This is a genomic window from Pseudolabrys sp. (assembly GCF_035943735.1).
Classification (GTDB): domain Bacteria; phylum Pseudomonadota; class Alphaproteobacteria; order Rhizobiales; family Xanthobacteraceae; genus Pseudolabrys.
Window position 1 is genome coordinate 70,718 of the sequence record NZ_DASZBV010000015.1, and the last position, 17,182, is coordinate 87,899.

At 65.7% G+C, this 17,182-nt stretch carries 22 protein-coding genes and 1 pseudogene; 10 read left to right on the top strand and 13 right to left on the bottom strand.

Annotated elements, in window-relative coordinates; translation table 11 throughout:
- The first annotated feature begins 65 nt into the window (after positions 1–65).
- Together VGV41_RS08140 and VGV41_RS08145 are read left to right on the top strand one after the other, a co-directional pair.
- The gene (locus tag VGV41_RS08140; protein WP_326863307.1) at positions 66–329 is read left to right on the top strand and encodes a DUF3551 domain-containing protein; all 264 of its coding nucleotides are present in this window, start codon (positions 66–68) and stop codon (positions 327–329) included.
- 33 nt (positions 330–362) lie between these two features.
- A complete protein-coding gene (locus VGV41_RS08145; RefSeq protein WP_326863308.1) occupies positions 363–2,015 on the top strand; it encodes a tetratricopeptide repeat protein in 1,653 nt (550 codons plus the stop codon).
- Positions 2,016–2,020: 5 nt separating this feature from the next.
- On the opposite strand, the gene VGV41_RS08150 is transcribed toward VGV41_RS08145, so the two are convergent.
- Positions 2,021–2,320, bottom strand: a complete 300-nt coding sequence (locus VGV41_RS08150) for a hypothetical protein (protein WP_326863309.1) — start codon at positions 2,318–2,320, stop codon at positions 2,021–2,023.
- Positions 2,321–2,894: 574 nt separating this feature from the next.
- Entirely contained in the window at positions 2,895–3,665 is a 771-nt protein-coding gene (locus tag VGV41_RS08155) for a glutathione binding-like protein (protein ID WP_326863310.1), read from the bottom strand.
- Between the two features lie 187 nt (positions 3,666–3,852).
- Between VGV41_RS08155 and VGV41_RS08160 the strand changes: the two genes are divergently transcribed.
- Positions 3,853–4,122 (top strand): hypothetical protein, encoded by a 270-nt coding sequence (locus VGV41_RS08160; protein WP_326863311.1) that lies wholly within the window; start codon positions 3,853–3,855, stop codon positions 4,120–4,122.
- Positions 4,123–4,322: 200 nt separating this feature from the next.
- On the top strand, positions 4,323–4,643 hold the full coding sequence (locus VGV41_RS08165) for a hypothetical protein (protein ID WP_326863312.1): 321 nt from the start codon (positions 4,323–4,325) through the stop codon (positions 4,641–4,643).
- Positions 4,644–4,981: 338 nt separating this feature from the next.
- Here VGV41_RS08165 and gatB read toward each other — a convergent pair whose 3' ends face one another.
- Together gatB and VGV41_RS08175 are read right to left on the bottom strand one after the other, a co-directional pair.
- Positions 4,982–6,463: an Asp-tRNA(Asn)/Glu-tRNA(Gln) amidotransferase subunit GatB gene (gatB, locus tag VGV41_RS08170; RefSeq protein WP_326863313.1), complete on the bottom strand. Its 1,482-nt coding sequence runs from the start codon at positions 6,461–6,463 to the stop codon at positions 4,982–4,984.
- A gap of 54 nt (positions 6,464–6,517) precedes the next feature.
- Positions 6,518–6,937, bottom strand: a complete 420-nt coding sequence (locus VGV41_RS08175; RefSeq protein WP_326863314.1) for a nuclear transport factor 2 family protein — start codon at positions 6,935–6,937, stop codon at positions 6,518–6,520.
- A 139-nt stretch (positions 6,938–7,076) separates the two neighbouring features.
- Between VGV41_RS08175 and VGV41_RS08180 the strand changes: the two genes are divergently transcribed.
- Positions 7,077–7,256, top strand: a complete 180-nt coding sequence (locus VGV41_RS08180) for a hypothetical protein (RefSeq protein ID WP_326863315.1) — start codon at positions 7,077–7,079, stop codon at positions 7,254–7,256.
- A gap of 7 nt (positions 7,257–7,263) precedes the next feature.
- Here the strand turns inward: VGV41_RS08180 and gatA are convergent, their stop codons facing one another.
- The 6 genes from gatA to VGV41_RS08210 form a co-directional block, all read right to left on the bottom strand.
- On the bottom strand, positions 7,264–8,742 hold the full coding sequence (gene gatA / locus VGV41_RS08185) for an Asp-tRNA(Asn)/Glu-tRNA(Gln) amidotransferase subunit GatA (RefSeq protein ID WP_326863316.1): 1,479 nt from the start codon (positions 8,740–8,742) through the stop codon (positions 7,264–7,266).
- Positions 8,739–8,927, bottom strand: a complete 189-nt coding sequence (locus VGV41_RS08190; RefSeq protein ID WP_326863317.1) for a hypothetical protein — start codon at positions 8,925–8,927, stop codon at positions 8,739–8,741. Before VGV41_RS08190 ends, gatA begins: the two co-directional genes overlap by 4 nt.
- A 49-nt stretch (positions 8,928–8,976) precedes the next feature.
- Positions 8,977–9,264: an Asp-tRNA(Asn)/Glu-tRNA(Gln) amidotransferase subunit GatC gene (gene gatC, locus VGV41_RS08195; protein ID WP_326863318.1), complete on the bottom strand. Its 288-nt coding sequence runs from the start codon at positions 9,262–9,264 to the stop codon at positions 8,977–8,979.
- 67 nt (positions 9,265–9,331) lie between these two features.
- Positions 9,332–10,411 carry a nitronate monooxygenase gene (locus tag VGV41_RS08200; protein WP_326863319.1) on the bottom strand — a complete coding sequence of 360 codons (1,080 nt, stop codon included), beginning with the start codon at positions 10,409–10,411 and terminating at the stop codon, positions 9,332–9,334.
- A 95-nt stretch (positions 10,412–10,506) separates the two neighbouring features.
- Positions 10,507–10,899, bottom strand: coding sequence for a cyclic nucleotide-binding domain-containing protein (locus VGV41_RS08205; RefSeq protein WP_326863320.1), 393 nt, complete (start codon positions 10,897–10,899; stop codon positions 10,507–10,509).
- A 35-nt stretch (positions 10,900–10,934) separates the two neighbouring features.
- Positions 10,935–11,633 carry a metal-dependent hydrolase gene (locus VGV41_RS08210; RefSeq protein WP_326863321.1) on the bottom strand — a complete coding sequence of 233 codons (699 nt, stop codon included), beginning with the start codon at positions 11,631–11,633 and terminating at the stop codon, positions 10,935–10,937.
- A gap of 91 nt (positions 11,634–11,724) precedes the next feature.
- Between VGV41_RS08210 and ruvX the strand changes: the two genes are divergently transcribed.
- The 5 genes and pseudogenes from ruvX to VGV41_RS08235 all read left to right on the top strand — a co-directional run.
- Positions 11,725–12,192: a Holliday junction resolvase RuvX gene (ruvX, locus tag VGV41_RS08215; protein ID WP_326863322.1), complete on the top strand. Its 468-nt coding sequence runs from the start codon at positions 11,725–11,727 to the stop codon at positions 12,190–12,192.
- A 143-nt stretch (positions 12,193–12,335) separates the two neighbouring features.
- Complete coding sequence (locus tag VGV41_RS08220) at positions 12,336–13,289, top strand: aspartate carbamoyltransferase catalytic subunit (protein ID WP_326863323.1); 954 nt, start codon at positions 12,336–12,338, stop codon at positions 13,287–13,289.
- Positions 13,289–14,590, top strand: a complete 1,302-nt coding sequence (locus VGV41_RS08225) for a dihydroorotase (protein WP_326863324.1) — start codon at positions 13,289–13,291, stop codon at positions 14,588–14,590. The genes VGV41_RS08220 and VGV41_RS08225 overlap by 1 nt, the downstream gene beginning before the upstream one ends.
- Entirely contained in the window at positions 14,587–15,180 is a 594-nt protein-coding gene (plsY, locus tag VGV41_RS08230) for a glycerol-3-phosphate 1-O-acyltransferase PlsY (RefSeq protein WP_326863325.1), read from the top strand. Before VGV41_RS08225 ends, plsY begins: the two co-directional genes overlap by 4 nt.
- Positions 15,181–15,240: 60 nt before the next feature.
- A pseudogene (locus VGV41_RS08235) lies at positions 15,241–15,321 on the top strand (hypothetical protein); the annotation flags it as partial.
- Positions 15,322–15,401: 80 nt separating this feature from the next.
- On the opposite strand, the gene VGV41_RS08240 reads toward VGV41_RS08235, so the two are convergent.
- The 3 genes from VGV41_RS08240 to VGV41_RS08250 form a co-directional block, all read right to left on the bottom strand.
- Positions 15,402–16,106, bottom strand: coding sequence for a hypothetical protein (locus tag VGV41_RS08240; RefSeq protein WP_326863331.1), 705 nt, complete (start codon positions 16,104–16,106; stop codon positions 15,402–15,404).
- A 138-nt stretch (positions 16,107–16,244) separates the two neighbouring features.
- The gene (locus tag VGV41_RS08245) at positions 16,245–16,931 is read right to left on the bottom strand and encodes a hypothetical protein (protein WP_326863326.1); all 687 of its coding nucleotides are present in this window, start codon (positions 16,929–16,931) and stop codon (positions 16,245–16,247) included.
- Between the two features lie 60 nt (positions 16,932–16,991).
- Positions 16,992–17,182: DUF6471 domain-containing protein (locus tag VGV41_RS08250; RefSeq protein WP_326863327.1), on the bottom strand; the 191-nt coding region annotated here is incomplete at its 5' end.

The window sequence follows — 17,182 nt, forward strand, 5'->3', positions numbered from 1 at the left end:
GATTGAACAAGCGGTGCGACGCGGTGTTTGCTCTAAAAGACAAAGAACTTCCCGGAGGCCCCCCGATGCGAACGACCGCCCTCACTTTGGCCACCCTGGCCGCCGTCCTTCTGTTCGGCAGCAGCGCCAGCCACGCCGATCCCTATCGCTGGTGCGCCGTTTACGGCGGCGATATGGGCGGCGCCTCCAACTGCGGCTTCATCACGCTTCAGCAATGCCGCGACACCGTCTCCGGCATCGGCGGTTCCTGCGAGCCCAACCTGTTCTACACCGGCCCGGACCGCGACGAGAGCAGGCCGCATCCTCGCAAGCACAAGCACTACCGTTGACACTGCCGGCGGCGGCGTGCGATCCGCCGGTGAGTGACGACGGCATCTTCATCCCCGCCTGCCCTGCTCGAGGAGGCGCTCCTTCATCATCGGAAGGGCGAGCTCCGCGAGGCCGCGAAGCTGTATGAGCGCGTCCTCAAGAAGGCGCCGCAACATTTCGATGCGCTGCACCTGCTCGGGCTGGTGAACGCGCAGCGGGGGCGCATGGGCGAAGCCTTTCGGCTGATGAGCGCCGCGCTCAAGATCAACCCCAACGCGCCGGATGCCTGGTCCAATTTCGCCAATGTGCTGCGCGCGCTGCGGCAAAGCGAGCAGGCGCTCGACGCCCTCGAGCGCGCGCTGGCGCTGCGCCCGGGCGATCTCGCTCTCATGCAGCAACGCGGGGCCGCGCTGGTCGCGCTCGGCCGCATGAGCGATGCGCGCGCCTGCCTCGACGCGGTGGTCGCGCGCGATCCGCGACAGGCGGAGGCCTGGCTCAATCTCGGCGTCGCGCGCGCCGCGCTCGGCGACGCGTCCGACGCCCTCGCCGCCTTCGACACGGTGATCAGACTGTCGCCACGCTCGGCGGAAGCCCATTACAACAGGGGCACGGCGCTCTTGCCGCTCGGCTGTTATGCCGACGCGCTCGCCGCGTTCGAGCAGGCGCTCGCGCTCGCGCCGGACCATCTCAAGGCGCTGAGCAACAAGGGCCGCGCCCTGCAGCAGCTCGGGCGCCACAAGGAGGCGATCGCCTGCTTCGAGGCGGCGATCGCGCGCGAGCCCAAATTCGCCGACGCGCATTTCAATCTGTCGATGTCGCTGCTCAGCAGCGGCGATCTCGCCCGCGGCTTCCGCGAATACGAATGGCGCTGGAAACGCACCGGGATGACCGCGCCGAAGTTCTCCAGGCCGCTATGGCTGGGCGGGCCGGAGAGCCGCGGCAAACGCATCCTCCTGCACACCGAACAGGGTCTCGGTGACGCCATCCAGTTCGTCCGTTATGTGCCGCTGGTGGCGGAAACGGCCGGCGCCGTCTTTCTGCAAGTGCAGCCCGAACTGAAGGCGCTGTTCTCCGCCCTGCCCGGCGTGACCGCCTGCAGCGCGCGCGGCGATGCCCTGCCCGATCACGACCTGCAGTGCCCGTTCGGGAGCCTGCCCCTCGCCTTCGGCGACCGGCCCATTCCGGCGGCGACGCCTTATCTCGCTGTCGATGACAACCGGCGGCAGAAGTGGAAGGTGCGGCTGGCGCAGCCCGGGCGACGCATTGCGCTCGCCTGGCGCGGCAACGCGCAACATCCCAACGACCGCAACCGCTCGATCGCGATCGAGCTCCTTGCGCCGCTGTTTGATTTGCAGGACGTGACCTTCGTCACCTTGCAGCCGGGCCTGACGCCGGCCGAAACCGACGTCGTCCGGGCGCGCGGCAACGTGGTGCATCTCGGCGACGATGTCTCCGACATGGCCGACAGCGCGGCGATCCTCGGCCTGTGCGACCTGACGATCGCGGTCGACACCTCGCTCGCGCATCTGGCCGGCGCGCTCGCGCGCCCGCTGTGGCTGCTGCTGCCGTCCGCGCCCGATTGGCGCTGGGCCTGGCCGGAGGATCGAAACCTCTGGTACCCGGACGTGCGCCTGTTCCGCCAGACAGCACCCGGCGACTGGCCCGCCGTGATCGCGGACGTCGCGCGCGCCCTCGCGGAGGCCTGAACGCTTCAGGCCGCCGTGCGCAGCTCCGGCCGCGGCGCCGATACGAAGGTGCGCGCCTTGAGCCAGTCACGGGCCGCGCGCTGCGCCGATCCGATCTCGCTGTCGCTCATCTGTTCGGCGATCTCGCGACGCAGCCGCGCCGCATTCACGTGCCCGCGCATCGCGGCGATGTTGAACCACTTGTGCGCCTGCACGAGATCGATCTCGGTGCCGGCGCCGGCCGAGCAGATCATACCGAGCGTGAAGCACTCGTCGGCGTCGGATGGATCGGCGCGATGCGCCACGGCAATTCCCAGCTCCGTCATTACGGCCTCCCGTTTCTTGTCGCCGCGGCGCGCCACCCCAATGGCTGTCGCAGCATGTCCCTGTGTGTCCGGTGATGCCCCGGACAGCCGCGATCTTGCGGAGAAAATTTGAATGGCAGTTTAAATGTTGCGATGAATCGAAAATAAACGCGCGCCCGCCTTGTCGCCGCGGACGCGGAAATGGCCCTGTTTCGACAGCCAAATTGCAGTTCCGGTGCGCGGTGAGATTCCGCTAACCGCTTCCGTTCAAGCGCGGCTAACCACCGCGCGATGACCCGCTTTCGTTCGCGCGCAAGGCCGATCGCGCGTGCGGACGCCGATCGGCCTGCCCGTCGTGCAAATGGCGCCGACGCAATGATGCAGTGCGAAAATCGGGTTGTATACTACTAATGCGTGCGCTACAGATGGTAACGGGATGTGGAGCGAGCCCGACCATGCTGTTCTATCTCGCTATCTTCGTGTTTGGGTTCGGCGCCGGGTACGGCTTGCGCGAGTTCATTTCGCGCCGCCGGCGGCGGGCCGCGCAAAGCACCTTCATCTACCCTGAATGACGCTGCCGTCGCACGCGCGGCGCTCAGGCCGAGCGCGCGCGCTGCCCGAACAGCACCGACTGCACCTTCGCATCCTTCATGTCGATGCCCTGGCGCAGCGCGACGCCAAGCGCCATGCCTTTCTGCACCGCCGGGCGCGCCTTCACCGTCTCCAACCAGCGCTTGAGGTGGGGGAAGTCGTCGATGTTCTGCTCCTGCCGCTTCCACAAATTCACCCAGCCGACGCAGGCCATGTCTGCGATCGAATAGCGCCCCGCGAGGAATTCGCGGTTCTCGAGCCGCGTGTTCATCACGCCGTAGAGGCGGTTGACCTCATCCTCGTAGCGCTTGATCGCGTAAGGCAAAGTCTCGCGCGCATAGTGCTTGAAATGATTGAGTTGCCCGGCCATGGGGCCTAGTCCGCCCATCTGCCAGAACAGCCACTGGTCGACCTCGACGCGGCCGCGCTCGTCCTTCGGATAGAACTTGCCGGTCTTACGGCCGAGATACTGCAGGATGGCGCCGGATTCGAAGATCGAGATCGGCCTGTTGCCCGGTCCCTGCGGATCGACGATCGCCGGCATGCGGTTGTTCGGCGAGATCGTGAGGAAGTCGGGCTTGAATTGCTCGCCCTGGGAGATGTTCACCGGGATCATGGTGTAGGGCAGCCGGCACTCCTCGAGCATGATCGAGATCTTGAAGCCGTTCGGCGTCGGCCAGTAGTAGAGCTCGATCGGCTTGGCCGACCTCGCCGGGGCCGGCTTCGCTCTCGCCGTCTTCTTCTTCGCCGTCCGTTTCACCGCTTTGCGCGCCATGGCGCCGCTCCCTCAGATGCCGTCCGCGACGCCGTCAGCGCCGATCGCGCGCGGCAGCCTAGCGACGCTCCGGACCGGCGCAAGCCGGGTGCCGGGCTTTGCCATTACAATCCAGGGTGGTTATCCTCGCAAAACGGGTTGTGCCGCGCACGGCGCAGCCTCGGACAAGCATAAAGGGGAGACCGCCATGAAATGTTCGCTCGTGGCCGCGGCCATTGCCGCGGCGCTCATCACCGCTCCGCTCGTCATCAATTCCGCCGCCGCGCAGACCACGGCCGCAACGACGCAGAGCAAGACGAAGAAGCCGCCGTCGGCCGGACAGAAGGCGATGCGCGAGCGTCAGAGGAAATGCGGCGCCGAGTGGAAGCAGGCGAAAGCCGCGGGGAAAATCGAGAAGGGAATGAACTGGCCGAAATACTGGAGCGCCTGCAACAAGCGCCTCAAGACGGCCGGCTGAAAACGCAACGCGCCTGTCTTCAAAAAACCGAGGGCGTCGGCGAGAGCCTCTGTCTCGCCGACGCCCTGAGATGTCATCCGGAACCGGGGCGCCGCGAAGCGCCGCGTCGCGCTAGCAACCCCGTGGCCGCCACCGGCCCGTATGACGCAATCTTCAGCACCACAGAGCAGTGCGAAGATCAAGAAGCGGCGTCAGACTAGATGCGCTTCTTCCGGCTCTTCTTCGCCGTCTTCTTCTTCGCCGCTGCCTTCTTCCTACGTTTCGCCATTTGCTGCCCTCCTAGCCATGATCATCATGGCGGTGTCGCTTCAGTGCGCGTCGCGAATCGAAGCGCACTGCATTTCGTTTACTACAGCACAACGAAAAAAGCAGCTTCCCGCTTAAGGAAGCGTGTACGCGATGCGTCGTCGACGCGCCGCATGCGCATCGAAACGCATTCATCGGCGCGATGTGTGCGCATCGACACGACATCGGCGGCGCGCTCGCGCGATTCTTCGCGACAATTACAAAACGTCCGATGAAATAAGGCGTTTCCGCGTGCGCGCGACAACCGATGCTAACCGGATTGACAGCGCGAAACGCACGCGACGCAGAACATTTTCGCCGTCGTGCGCATGCGAATTAACGATGAGCGCACGTGTGAAAAAATTTTTGCACAGGGTGCCCCGCGAGGCCATGTCGGACGACTGAATCGATCAAAAACGAGCGAATCGCTCCCGACCGATTCGCCCTCGCACGTCGGCTCGCGCGACGTCCGAGCGCTCTCACGCGGTCTCATGCAGTGTCGAACGCGGCCCGCGATGACGCGCTGCACGCGCCGCGCATCGACCGTGCGCACCGGCCGCGCGATGCCGTCCGGTCAGAGACCGAGCTTGCTCTTGAGAAGATCGTTGACCGCCTGCGGGCTCGCCTTGCCGCCCGAGGCCTTCATCACCTGCCCGACGAACCAGCCGATGGCCTTCGGATTGGTCCTGGCGTCGGCGACCTTGTCCGGATTCTTGGCGATGATCTCGTCCACCACCTTGGCGATGGCGCCGACGTCGGTCACCTGTTTCATGCCGCGCGCCTCGACGATGGCGCGCGGATCGCCGCCCTCGCTCCAGAGGATCTCGAACAAGTCCTTGGCGATCTTGCCGGAGATGGTGCCGTCGGCGATGAGGTCGAGCATGGCGCCGAGTTGCGCCGCCGAAACCGGCGATGCGTTGATGTCCTGGCCTTCCTTGTTGAGGCGGCCGGTCAGTTCGTTGATGACCCAGTTCGCCGCCGCCTTGGCGTCGCGCCCCTGCGCCACGGCCTCGAAATAGGCGGCCGTATCGCGCTCGGCGACCAGCAGGCCTGCGTCGTAGGCCGAGAGCCCGAACGACGCGACGAAGCGCGCGCGCTTCTCGTCCGGCAGTTCGGGCAGTTCGCGCTCGAGCGCGGCGACGGTGTCGGGACTGACCTCGAGCGGCAGCAGGTCGGGATCGGGGAAGTACCTGTAGTCGTGCGCCTCTTCCTTCGAGCGCATCGACCGCGTCTCGCCGCGGGTGGGATCGAACAGGCGCGTCTCCTGCTCGATCGTGCCGCCGTCCTCGATGATTTCGATCTGGCGCCGCGCTTCGTGCTCGATCGCCTGGCCGATGAAACGGATGGAATTGACGTTCTTGATCTCGCAGCGCGTGCCGAGCGGCTCGCCGGGCCGGCGCACCGAAACGTTGACGTCGGCGCGCAGCGAACCCTGGTCCATGTTGCCGTCGCAGGTGCCGAGATAGCGCAGGATCGAGCGCAGCTTGGTGAGGAAGGCCATCGCCTGCTCGGACGAGCGCAGGTCCGGCTTCGACACGATCTCCATCAGCGCAACGCCGGAGCGGTTGAGATCGACGTAGGAGAAATTCGGGTGCCGGTCGTGCAGGCTCTTGCCGGCGTCCTGCTCGAGATGCAGGCGCTCGATGCCGACGTCGATCGTCTCGCCGCCCTCGAGGTCGACGCTGACGATGCCCTCGCCCACCACCGGCGACTTGTACTGGCTGATCTGATAGCCCTGCGGCAGATCCGGATAGAAATAATTCTTCCGGTCGAACACCGACCTGAGATTGATCTTCGCCTTCAGCCCGAGCCCGGTGCGGATCGCCTGCCGCACGCATTCCTCGTTGATCACCGGGAGCATGCCGGGCATCGCCGCATCGACCAGCGACACATGGCTATTCGGGGCGCCGCCGAACTCGGTCGAGGCGCCGGAGAACAGCTTTGATTTCGAGGTGACCTGGGCGTGCACCTCCATGCCGATGACGACTTCCCAGTCGCCGGTGGCGCCACGGATCAATCTGTCGGATTTGGCTGCGGTTTTGGCCTGGGCACTCATGGCCGGTACAGGTAGCCGCCGACGGCGGCGGGAGCAAGTTCGGCGGGCACTGCCTCAGACCGCGAGTTCGCGGCCGAGGATCTGCTCGACCGCGTCGAAGCTGTCGGTGAAGCCGCGATATTCGACCAGCTTGCCGCCGCGGAAGCGATGGAAGCCGGCGATCTGCGAGCGCATGGTGCGGCCGGTCGCGCGCTGGACGCTGTGAACGTCGCTCATGATCGCGGCATGCTCACCGTCGACGAGCATGCGGAGCACGTCGTAACCGATGAGCTTGTAGTCGCGATAGAACAGCGCGAAGCCCTTGAACACCTCGGCCTTACCGCGGCGCCGGCCGGCGAAGGGAAACACCGATATGGGGCAATGGAACAGCCAGTCGACGTCGTCGTCATAGAGCGCCGCCAGCCGGTCGTTGTCGCCAGCCGCGAACGCCGCGAGCAGTGCGTCGAGCGCCGTGCGCGTCGCCTCCGTATCCATCTGCCCCCGCCCCGCGCTTGTTGCCTCGCCCCGGGTTCCGGGAATAACGGTTCCGCTCAGTTAATTGAAGGCGCACGCGCCGGAAACTGGGATCGAGATGTCGGCATGGTGAACGCCGGCGCGGGTTGCAGGAACCGTCATGCACGGCTGGCGTTTCTTCGCCATGTGGGACAACGACACACGTTTTCTCGGATTGATCGTCGGCGGCGTGGTCGCAGTCGGGGCGATGCTGTTCATCCTCACCGGCGGCGATTTCGGCGGCAAGAAGACGGTGACCAGTGACCGCGACCTGCCGCCGATCGCCATGGCAGGACGCTAGCGGCCGCTCAGGCCCACCACCTGGACGGCGTGAAGCGGCCGGCCGATTGCTCGATCACCTCGCCGAGCGAGAACAAGGTCTCCTCGTCGAACGGCCGGCCGATGAGCTGCAGGCCGAGCGGCAGCCCTTGCGTGTCGAGGCCGGCCGGCACCGAAATGCCCGGCAGGCCGGCCATGTTCACCGTCACGGTGAAGACGTCGTTCAGATACATCTCGACCGGATCGGCCAGGCCTTTCTCACCGAGGCCGAACGCGGCCGACGGCGTCGCCGGGGTGAGCATGGCATGCACGCCGGCGTCGAAGGCTTGTTCGAAGTCGCGCTTGATCAGGGTGCGCAGCTTCTGCGCGCGCAGGTAATAGGCGTCGTAATAGCCGGCCGACAGCACGTAGGTGCCGATCATCACGCGGCGGCGCACCTCGGCGCCGAAGCCGGCCGCGCGCGTCGCTTCGTATTGGCTCGTGATGTCGCGCCCGGGCACGCGCAGGCCGTAGCGCACGCCGTCGTAGCGCGCGAGGTTCGACGAGGCTTCCGCCGGCGCGACGATGTAATAGGCCGGCAACGCGTATTTCGTATGCGGCAGCGAGATGTCGACGAGCTCCGCGCCAGCCGTCTTCAGCCAGACCTTGCCCTGCTCCCACAATTGCTCGATCTCGGCCGGCATGCCGTCGAGCCGGTATTCCTTCGGGATGCCGATGCGCAGGCCCTTCACCGAACGGCCGACCGCCTTCTCGTAATCCGGCACCGGCAGATCGGCCGACGTCGTGTCCTTCGGATCGTGGCCGGCCATCGACCGCATCAGGATCGCTGCGTCGCGCACGGTCTTGGCGAACGGCCCGGCCTGGTCGAGCGACGAGGCAAACGCGACGATGCCCCAGCGCGAGCAGCGGCCGTAAGTCGGCTTGATGCCGACGGTCGCGGTAAAGGCCGCCGGCTGGCGGATCGAGCCGCCGGTGTCGGTGCCGGTGGCGCCAAGGCAAAGCTGCGCCGCGACCGCCGCGGCGGAACCGCCGGACGAGCCACCCGGCGTCAGCGGCGTGTTCGAACCTTTCCGCCGCCACGGCGAAGCGACGGGTCCGAAGTGCGAGGTTTCGTTCGACGAGCCCATGGCGAACTCGTCATTGTTGGTCTTGCCGAGCAGCACCGCGCCGTCGCGCCAGAGCTGCGAAGTGACCGTCGACTCGTAGGTCGGCACGAAATTGTCGAGGATGTGCGAGCACGCTGTCGTGCGCACGTCCTTGGTGCAGAACAGATCCTTCACCGCCAGCGGAATGCCCTCGAGCGGCCCCGCCTCGCCCTTGGCGATGCGCGCATCGGACGCCTTCGCCATCGCCGCGGCGTGCTCCGGCGTCTCCAGCACATAGGCGTTGAGCGCGCGCGCCTCTTCGATCGCGCTCGCATGCGCGGCGGCGAGCTCGCTCGCGGAAAAGCTTTTGTTGCGCAGCCCGTCGCGGGCTTCGGCGAGCGTGAGAGACGTCAGGTCGGTCATTGAGCGGGCGTGTCGCAACGGAAGGCATTGGCGGCGAGGTCTGACGGCGCCACCTGCTTGATGAGTATGGTGCCGTCGGCTTGCGTCTCGCGGATGAGTTCGCCGGGCAGCGGCAGGCCCATGGCGCGCAGGTCCTCGAGCGTGTGGCCGTCCGGGAGGCGTCCGTGCGAGATGATGTCGATCATCTCCCAGCGTCGCTCCAGATCGCCTTGTTCACATGCGAGGCACATCGGCTCATTCCACCACTTTAGGAACGAGGAAGAAGTTGTCTTCGGTCGCCGGCGCGTTGCGCACGATGTCCTCGGCGATGCCGCCGTCGGTGACTTCATCCACGCGCTTCTTCATCGCCATCGGCGTCACCGAGGTCATCGGCTCGACGCCGGTGACGTCGACCTCGGAGAGCTGCTCGACGAAGGCCAGCATGGCGTTGAGCTCGCCCTTGAGGTGCTCGACCTCCTCGTCCGCAACCGCGATGCGGGCGAGATGCGCGATGCGGCGGACGGTGGCGGCGTCGACGGACACGGGGGCTGACCTCGGACTGAATTCGCCCCGGCTATAGCAGACGCCCGTTCCGCCTCGCAATGCGAGCCTAGGAGGCCATGCGCCGCATCAACGCCTGCGCCTCGTTCGCCAAGGCGACGGTGAGTTCGCCGGCCGGCAGTTCCTTGCCCAGCCCCGCCGCCTGCCCTGCCCACATACTGGAGAAATCGCCGGAGCCCTGCCCCTGTGCCTTGGCGCCCAGAGGGGCCAGCGCGCCGCCAGCCAGCGGGAATGCCGGGGCCAGCGGGCTGATCGGCCCGAGCTCGCGCATGACCCGGTTGATGAAGCCGCGCGCCGGGCGGCCGGTCATGACATTGGTCACCGCCGTCTCGCGGCCACGCGCGCTCCGCAGCAGGGCCCGGTGCGGGGCTGCGATCTTCGACTCCGGGCAATGCAGATAGGCGCTGCCGATCTGGACACCGGCGGCGCCGAGCGCCAGCGCCGCGACGATGCCGCGCGCGTCGCTGATCCCGCCGGCGGCGACGACCGGCGCCTTCACGGCGTCGGCGAGCAGCGGCACTAGCGCGAAGGTGCCGATCTGGTAAGCCAGATCGTCGCTGAGGAACATGCCGCGATGACCGCCGGCCTCGAAGCCTTGCGCGATGATCGCGTCGCAGCCGTGTTCGTCGAGCCAGACCGCTTCCGCAACCGTCGTCGCGGACGACACGATCTTGGCACCGGTTCCCTTCACCCGCGCCACCAGCGCGGCCTCCGGCAGCCCGTAATGGAAGCTGACGACCTCCGGCGCGAGTTCCTCGACTACCGCGCAGAACGCCTCGTCGAACGGCGCCCGGTTCGACACCGGCACCGGCGCGTTCGGGTCGATGCCAAATTCGACGTAATAAGGCTTGAGCGCCTCGCGCCAGCCGTGCTCGCGCGCATTGTTGGGCACCGGCGGCGTGTGGCAGAAAAAGTTGAGGTTGATCGGCTTGCCGGGCGCGGCGGCGCGAAACGCTACGACCTGCTCGCGCAACCTTGTTGCATCGAGCATCGCCGCCGGCAGCGAGCCGAGACCGCCGGCATTGGCTACCGCCGCGGCGAGCGTCCCGTCCATGGCGCCGGCCATCGGCGCCAGCAGGATCGGATGCTCGATACCGAACAGTTGCAACAATCGCCGGTCAGACCACATGGCTTCGCCTCCGCTCGCAAGACGTTAGCGCGGCGAGCGGCGCGCTCCAATTCGCAATGCCGCGAGCGAGCCTTCGCGCGCGGCAAAGCGAGGCGTCAGACCGCATTGGCCATGCCGCGGATGCGGCGCGCCAGCACGCGCATGATGTAGGTCGAGAAGTTCGGCACCTCGTCGACCATGAAGCGGAAGGTGCGCGCGTCAATCAGCGACAGCTCGCAGGCCTCGCGCGCCCGCGCCGTCGAGGAGCGCGGCATCTCGTCGATCATCGACATGAAGCCGAGCGCCTCGTTCGGCCCGATGGTCTCGATCACCGTGTCGCCGATCACCATGTCGATCGTGCCCGACTGCAGGATGTACATGCAGTCGCCCGGATCGCCCTTGACGAACACGTTGCCGCCGGCCGCCACGCGGATGGTGGCGCCCGCGCCGCGCGCGAAGGTGCGCATGTCGATGTCGGCGCGCTGGCGCCGGCCGCTGTCCCCGCTCATTCCTCCCCCCTCGTACAGACGGCGAGCGTGACCGCTCAGACCGTGAATGGCTTGCCCTTCTCGGGCACGATGACCTTGGTGCTGCTGCCCTGCATCGCCGCGACGAACTTGTCGGCGTTCGGCTCGATGATCGGGAAGCTGCCGTAGTGACACGGCACGACAGCGTCGAGCTTGAAGAAGCGCTTGACCGCGAAGGCGGCGTGCGCCGGGCTCATGGTGAAGCGGTCGCCGATCGGCGCGAAGGCGATCTTCGGCTGGTACAACTCGCTGATCAGCGCCATGTCGCCGAACACGTCGGTGTCGCCCATGTGATAGACGGTCGGCTCGCCTTTGGCCTTGATGATCACGCCGCACGGATTGCCGAGGTAGATCGGCATGCCGTCCTTGATATCGCCGGAGGAATGATCGGCGCGCACCATGGTGACGGTGAAACCGCCCTGGTCGGTGGTGCCGCCGGTGTTCATCGGATCGAACTTCTGCAGTCCCTGCGCGGCGAGCCACATACACAGATCGTAGTTCGTCACCACCGGCGCGCCGGTCGCCTTGGCGATGTCGAGCGTGTCGCCGACGTGGTCGCCATGGCCGTGCGTCAACACGATGTGGGTGACGCCCTTGATGGCAGCAGCCTTGTCGGAGACGAAGGCCGGGTTGCCGGTGAAGAACGGATCGATCAGCACCGCCTTGCCGCCAAAGTCGAGACGGAACGCGGAATGGCCGTACCAGGTGATCTGCATCGGACGCTTCTCCTCACTCCCCCGAACCGGTCCTCATTTATCGTGCCGGGTCGCGGTTGGCGATGCTTTTGACGCGTGCTACCGCTCCGCGATGGCCGTCATATTGCCGCTGACCGAAGCCGCCGACCATTGGCCCGCCCGCGGGTCGCTGATCGGCCTCGACCTCGGCACCAAGACCATCGGCGTCGCGGTCAGCGACCCCGACCGCAAGATCGCCACCGCCGTCGAGACCATCGCGCGCAAGGCTTTCACCGCCGACGCGCGGCGCCTGCTCGCACTCGCGGCCGAGCGCGCCGCCGTCGGCATCGTGCTCGGACTGCCGATCAACATGGACGGCTCGGAGGGGCCGCGCGCCCAGTCGACGCGCGCCTTCGCCCGCAACCTGGCGAAGCTCACGGATATGCCGATCGGCTTCTGGGACGAGCGGCTGTCGACCGCGGCAGTCGAACGCACCTTGATCGAGGCCGACGTCAGCCGCGCCCGCCGCGCCGCCGTCATCGACCAGCACGCCGCCATGTTCATCCTGCAGGGCGCCCTCGACCGCCTCGCCCGGCGGTAAAAGCTCCCGCGGCGCCGCGCATATTTTCCTCGAATGCCGCGCCGGCGATTAAGGCTGACGTACACATCCTCGTGTTCCGCCCGCCGCCGGCTGTGGAAAGCCGGTTGCCCCGCCCGGCAACTGTCCCTATAGAGATCGCTTTAATGACCAGCGCGCAGAAATCATCGTTCGTCCTCAGCCGAAGGCATTTGCTGGGGATCGAAGGCCTTTCGCGTGACGAGATCACCGGCCTGCTCGATCTCGCCGAGGAATTCGTCGAGCTCAACCGCCAGGTCGAGAAAAAGCGCGTCTCGCTGCGCGGCCGCACCCAGATCAACCTCTTCTTCGAAGTCTCCACCCGCACCCAGTCCTCGTTCGAGCTGGCCGGCAAGCGGCTCGGCGCCGACGTCATGAACATGTCGGCGTCCTCCTCGTCGATGCGCAAGGGCGAGACGTTGATCGACACCGCGATCACGCTCAACGCCATGCATCCCGACATCATCATCGTGCGCCATCACGCCTCCGGCGCGGTCGAATTGCTGGCACGCAAGGTCGACTGCTCGGTGGTGAATGCCGGCGACGGCGCGCACGAACATCCGACGCAGGCGCTGCTCGATGCGCTCACCATCCGCCGCAACAAGGGCCGCATCGACGGGCTCAACGTCGCCATCTGCGGCGACATCCTGCATTCGCGCGTCGCCCGCTCCAACATCATCCTGCTCAACACCATGGGCGCGCGCGTGCGGGTCGTCGCGCCGTCGACGCTGCTGCCGCCCGGCATCGAGCGCATGGGCGTCGAGGTCGCGCGCGACATGCGTGCAGGCCTCGCCGACGTCGACATCGTCATGATGCTGCGCCTGCAGCGCGAGCGCATGAACGGCTCCTACGTCCCGTCGACCTCCGAGTACTTCCAGTATTTCGGCCTCGACGAGAAGAAGCTCGCTTACGCGCGGCCGAATGCGCTGGTGATGCATCCCGGCCCGATGAACCGCGGCGTCGAGATCGACAGCATTGTCGCCGACGGCGCGCAGTCCTTGATCCGCGAGCAGGTGGAAATGGGCGTCGCCGTGCGCATGGCGGTGCTGGAAGCTCTGTCACGCAATTTGCCGAACGCATGATGCTGTCCGACCGCCGACCGATTTTGCTCGCCAACGCCCGGATCGTGGATCCGTCGCGCGACCTCGACACCGTCGGCGACGTGCTCATCGCCGATGGCGTCATCCGCGAGGCCAAGCGCGGCATCGGCGCAGCCGGCGTGCCTGAAGGCACCGAGGTCATCGACTGCCGCGGCAGACTGGTGGCGCCCGGCCTCGTCGACATGCGCGCCTTCGTGGGCGAGCCGGGCGAAGCGAGCCGCGAGACGTTCGGCTCGGCGAGCCAGGCCGCCGCCGCCGGCGGCGTCACCACCATCGTCTGCCAGCCCGACACCTCGCCGGCGATCGACGACCCCGCGACCGTCGACTACGTGCTGCGCCGCGCCCGCGACACCGCCATCGTGCATGTGCACCCGATGGCGGCGATCACCAAGGGCCTCGAAGGCAAGGAGATGACCGAGATCGGCCTCCTCAAGGCCGCCGGTGCCGTCGCCTTCACCGACGCCGACAAGAGCGTCACCAATGCGCAGGTGATGCGCCGGGCGCTGACCTACGGGCGCGACTTCGATGCGCTGATCGTACACCACACTGAAGATCCCGACCTCGTCGGCGACGGCGTCATGAACGAGGGCGAATTCGCGTCGCGCCTCGGCCTGCTCGGCGTACCGTCGGCCGCCGAGACGGTGATGCTCGAGCGCGACATGCGCCTCGTTGCGCTCACCGGCGGCCGCTATCACGCCGCCTCGATCACCTGCGCTGAATCGCTCGAAGTGCTGCAGCGCGCGAAGGACGCCGGGCTCGACATCACCGCGTCCGCGTCGATCAACCACGTCACGCTCAACGAGAACGACATCGGCCCCTACCGCACCTTCCTGAAGGTGGTGCCGCCCTTGCGCGCCGAACCCGACCGCAAAGCGCTGGTCGCCGCGGTCGCCGCCGGGCTCGTCGACGTCGTCATGTCCGACCACAATCCGCAGGACGTCGAGACCAAGCGGCTGCCGTTCGCCGAAGCGGCGCCTGGCGCCATCGGGCTTGAGACCATGCTGATCGCCGGCTTGCGGCTGGTGCACAGCGGCGAGCTAGGCATCATCCCGCTCCTGCGCGCGATGTCGACGCGGCCGGCGCAATTGCTCGGTCTGCCGGGCGGCACGCTTCGTTCAGGCAGCCCGGCCGACCTCATCGTCGTCGACCTCGACGTGCCTTGGATCGTCGATCCGAACGAGCTCAAGTCGAAGTGCAAGAACACGCCTTACGACGAGGCGCGCATGCAGGGGCGCGTGCTGCGCACCATCGTCGGCGGGCGCACGGTCTACGAGATCGTATGAACGAGGCTGTCGCCTTCGTCTTCGGCTACCTGCTCGGCTCGATTCCGTTCGGGCTCATCATCACATTGGCCGCCGGTGGGCCGGACGTGCGCACCATCGGCTCCGGCAATATCGGCGCCACCAACGTGCTGCGCACCGGGCGCAAGGGGCTCGCCGCGGCGACGCTTGTCTGCGATGCGCTCAAGGGCACGGCTGCGGTGCTGGTGACGCGGCACTTCATCGGGCTCGAGGCTTCGCTGATCGCCGGCGGCGGCGCCTTCCTTGGCCACCTTTTCCCGGTGTGGCTGAAGTTCAAGGGCGGCAAGGGCGTCGCGACCTATATCGGCCTCCTGATCGGCGTCTATTGGCCGGGCGCGCTCATCTTCTGCGCCATCTGGCTCGTGGTCGCGTACCTGAGCCGCTACTCGTCGCTCTCCGCGCTGGTCGCCAGCGCGCTGACCCCGGCCGCGCTCTTTCTCATCGGCGATCACGGCGCCTCGGCGCTGTTCCTCGCTTTGACCGTGCTCCTGTGGATCATGCACCGCGCCAACATCGCGCGGCTGATGGCGGGCAGCGAAGGCAAGATCGGCGCGGGCGCAACCCGCGACTAAACCGGAGGTTGTCTTCGGCATTTTTACAGGCGATGCTCCCTGTCCGGGACGGGGGCGGCTGTGGGCGAACGCGTCACACTCACCGACGAACAGCGCATCGACTGGCTGCGGCTGATCCGCAGCGACAATGTCGGACCACGCGGTATTATGGCGCAAACGCCACAAGCCTTCTGGCTGTGGCGTCACCACGTGGAGGCAGCAATGATTAACGCTGCCCCCGCCTATGGCTTCGCACCCACCAAAACATACAAGACGTTTGGCTGGAAATACGGGTCCATCGTGGCCCTTTGGGTTGCCGCGACGACCATCGGCTGCTCCTCAATGCCTGCCGCTGCCAGTGCGCTCTCTAGGCCGGCGATAGACGGGTCTGTCCTATCCACTGTTGTTCCTTCTGCGGTCGCAACGAACAGCCCCTTCACAGACATCGTCCAGTTGCGATACCGCTCCGAGCGCCACCCTCCGGCAGTCAGGGCGGCAGATAGATCATCGGCGAAATCGTTTCCTTCAGAATCGAGAAGGCGCGAGACCACGGCAATTGTTGGTGGCTTTGGGACTGACGACAGCCCCTTGATAAAGGCATCCCTGCTGGTACCGGAAAGCCTTCTCGGGGCGAGTCTCACCTCCAGCTTGACTCGCTCCAGTCTCTCCCGCTCGGCGGCTTCTATCGCCTCTGCTGTCTTCTTTTTGAGGTATTCAGATTGCGTCATTAATTCCGCAATATGTTCGGCGGATTGTTGCCGATCTGCTTCCCAATGGCGTTCTTTTACGCCCGTCATCCAAACGATGAGGATGGTGGAAACCACACCAACCACCAAGCTGCCTATAAAGAACAGATTGGCGATGTCGCCTACTTTGTTGGCAACCGACAATGGCGGCCACATACGCTTGCCCGTTTGGTTTCCGGTAGGGTCCATCGCAATTGTCATTCTAGCAGGACTCGCCGGCATTTTTCTTAATCATCGGGAGACGGTGACGTAGACGAGGCGCGCCATGTGGGCGCGCGCGGCTTGGGCTGCTCAATTTCGGAGGTGGCGTCGCAATGCGGCGCGATCTGCGACGGCAAGTTATGGTTTCCTACCTATCTTGATATGGATGGCGTCAGGGGGCACCGCGCCTGCTGGCCCAGCCTGCGCTTGGGCCTCGATGCCTTCCTTTTTAAGTGCCTTTTCGAGGGCCAGCGCGGCTGGTTCCCATATTCCACGGGAAGTCGTGATCTGTATAAAAACGCCGGTCATTACCACAATGCCCATTTGGGGCTTACCCTCGTGGGTGAAAACAACCGGGGCACTGACTGGCTTCCACTCCCACCCGGACGCCACCAAAGCATCGGCGATTTGGTACGCGAGAGCTTCTGGCTCCGGCTCTGTATTGATAGAAATATCAAACGGTGATCCGCTAAATGCCCTAAATGATTGGGTCTCTTCATCTGAAGGCTTAAAAGAGCGCGGCGCCTTATATTTTTCCAATGCTAGCTTTGCATCAGCAGCCCGTTCCTCGGCCTTGGCTGCTCGTTCGTTCGCGTCGGCTATTTGCTTGCCCGTTTCAAGTTTGTACTTTCCGAGTGCTTTCTCTGCCTCCACAGCTTCGCGTTTATGCGAAATAATTGAGCCGGCCGTCATGACGCCTGCGGCGGTAGCGGCCACGCCCGCTATCACCGCGAATATAACTAACCAAGAATCCCACCAGTCACCATTGTGGCCAAGAAACAGAGTTGAGGCCGCCGCATTGGCGTTAGCCATTGTCTCGGTCATCGGAGGGTTGACCATAGTAATTTTCGGAGTCCTCGTGCTCTTGGAGATCAAGAGACGGCGCTAAATCTCCTCCAAGGCTACCCCGTCCAATTCCAGGGCGGCAAGACAGGCTAAGAAGAAGGTGGCCGCGAACGTGCCCCTTTTCAGCTTGGCCGTGATCGAATTTTCAGTTTCGGCCTTAAACCCATGCTTTTTGAGGCGTTTCGCCAACTCGGCATAGGTCACCTCTTTTTCCCGTAGTTTGTGCTTCA

Coding starts and splice junctions, on each gene's coding strand:
- VGV41_RS08140 (WP_326863307.1), top strand. CDS start 66: ATGCGAACGACCGCCCTCACTTTGGCCACCCTGGCCGCCGTCCTTCTG.
- VGV41_RS08150 (WP_326863309.1), bottom strand. CDS start 2,320: ATGACGGAGCTGGGAATTGCCGTGGCGCATCGCGCCGATCCATCCGAC.
- VGV41_RS08155 (WP_326863310.1), bottom strand. CDS start 3,665: ATGGCGCGCAAAGCGGTGAAACGGACGGCGAAGAAGAAGACGGCGAGA.
- VGV41_RS08160 (WP_326863311.1), top strand. CDS start 3,853: ATGAAATGTTCGCTCGTGGCCGCGGCCATTGCCGCGGCGCTCATCACC.
- VGV41_RS08165 (WP_326863312.1), top strand. CDS start 4,323: ATGCGCTTCTTCCGGCTCTTCTTCGCCGTCTTCTTCTTCGCCGCTGCC.
- gatB (WP_326863313.1), bottom strand. CDS start 6,463: ATGAGTGCCCAGGCCAAAACCGCAGCCAAATCCGACAGATTGATCCGT.
- VGV41_RS08175 (WP_326863314.1), bottom strand. CDS start 6,937: ATGGATACGGAGGCGACGCGCACGGCGCTCGACGCACTGCTCGCGGCG.
- VGV41_RS08180 (WP_326863315.1), top strand. CDS start 7,077: ATGCACGGCTGGCGTTTCTTCGCCATGTGGGACAACGACACACGTTTT.
- gatA (WP_326863316.1), bottom strand. CDS start 8,742: ATGACCGACCTGACGTCTCTCACGCTCGCCGAAGCCCGCGACGGGCTG.
- VGV41_RS08190 (WP_326863317.1), bottom strand. CDS start 8,927: ATGATCGACATCATCTCGCACGGACGCCTCCCGGACGGCCACACGCTC.
- VGV41_RS08200 (WP_326863319.1), bottom strand. CDS start 10,411: ATGTGGTCTGACCGGCGATTGTTGCAACTGTTCGGTATCGAGCATCCG.
- VGV41_RS08205 (WP_326863320.1), bottom strand. CDS start 10,899: ATGAGCGGGGACAGCGGCCGGCGCCAGCGCGCCGACATCGACATGCGC.
- VGV41_RS08210 (WP_326863321.1), bottom strand. CDS start 11,633: ATGCAGATCACCTGGTACGGCCATTCCGCGTTCCGTCTCGACTTTGGC.
- ruvX (WP_326863322.1), top strand. CDS start 11,725: ATGGCCGTCATATTGCCGCTGACCGAAGCCGCCGACCATTGGCCCGCC.
- VGV41_RS08220 (WP_326863323.1), top strand. CDS start 12,336: ATGACCAGCGCGCAGAAATCATCGTTCGTCCTCAGCCGAAGGCATTTG.
- VGV41_RS08225 (WP_326863324.1), top strand. CDS start 13,289: ATGCTGTCCGACCGCCGACCGATTTTGCTCGCCAACGCCCGGATCGTG.
- plsY (WP_326863325.1), top strand. CDS start 14,587: ATGAACGAGGCTGTCGCCTTCGTCTTCGGCTACCTGCTCGGCTCGATT.
- VGV41_RS08240 (WP_326863331.1), bottom strand. CDS start 16,106: ATGACAATTGCGATGGACCCTACCGGAAACCAAACGGGCAAGCGTATG.
- VGV41_RS08245 (WP_326863326.1), bottom strand. CDS start 16,931: ATGACCGAGACAATGGCTAACGCCAATGCGGCGGCCTCAACTCTGTTT.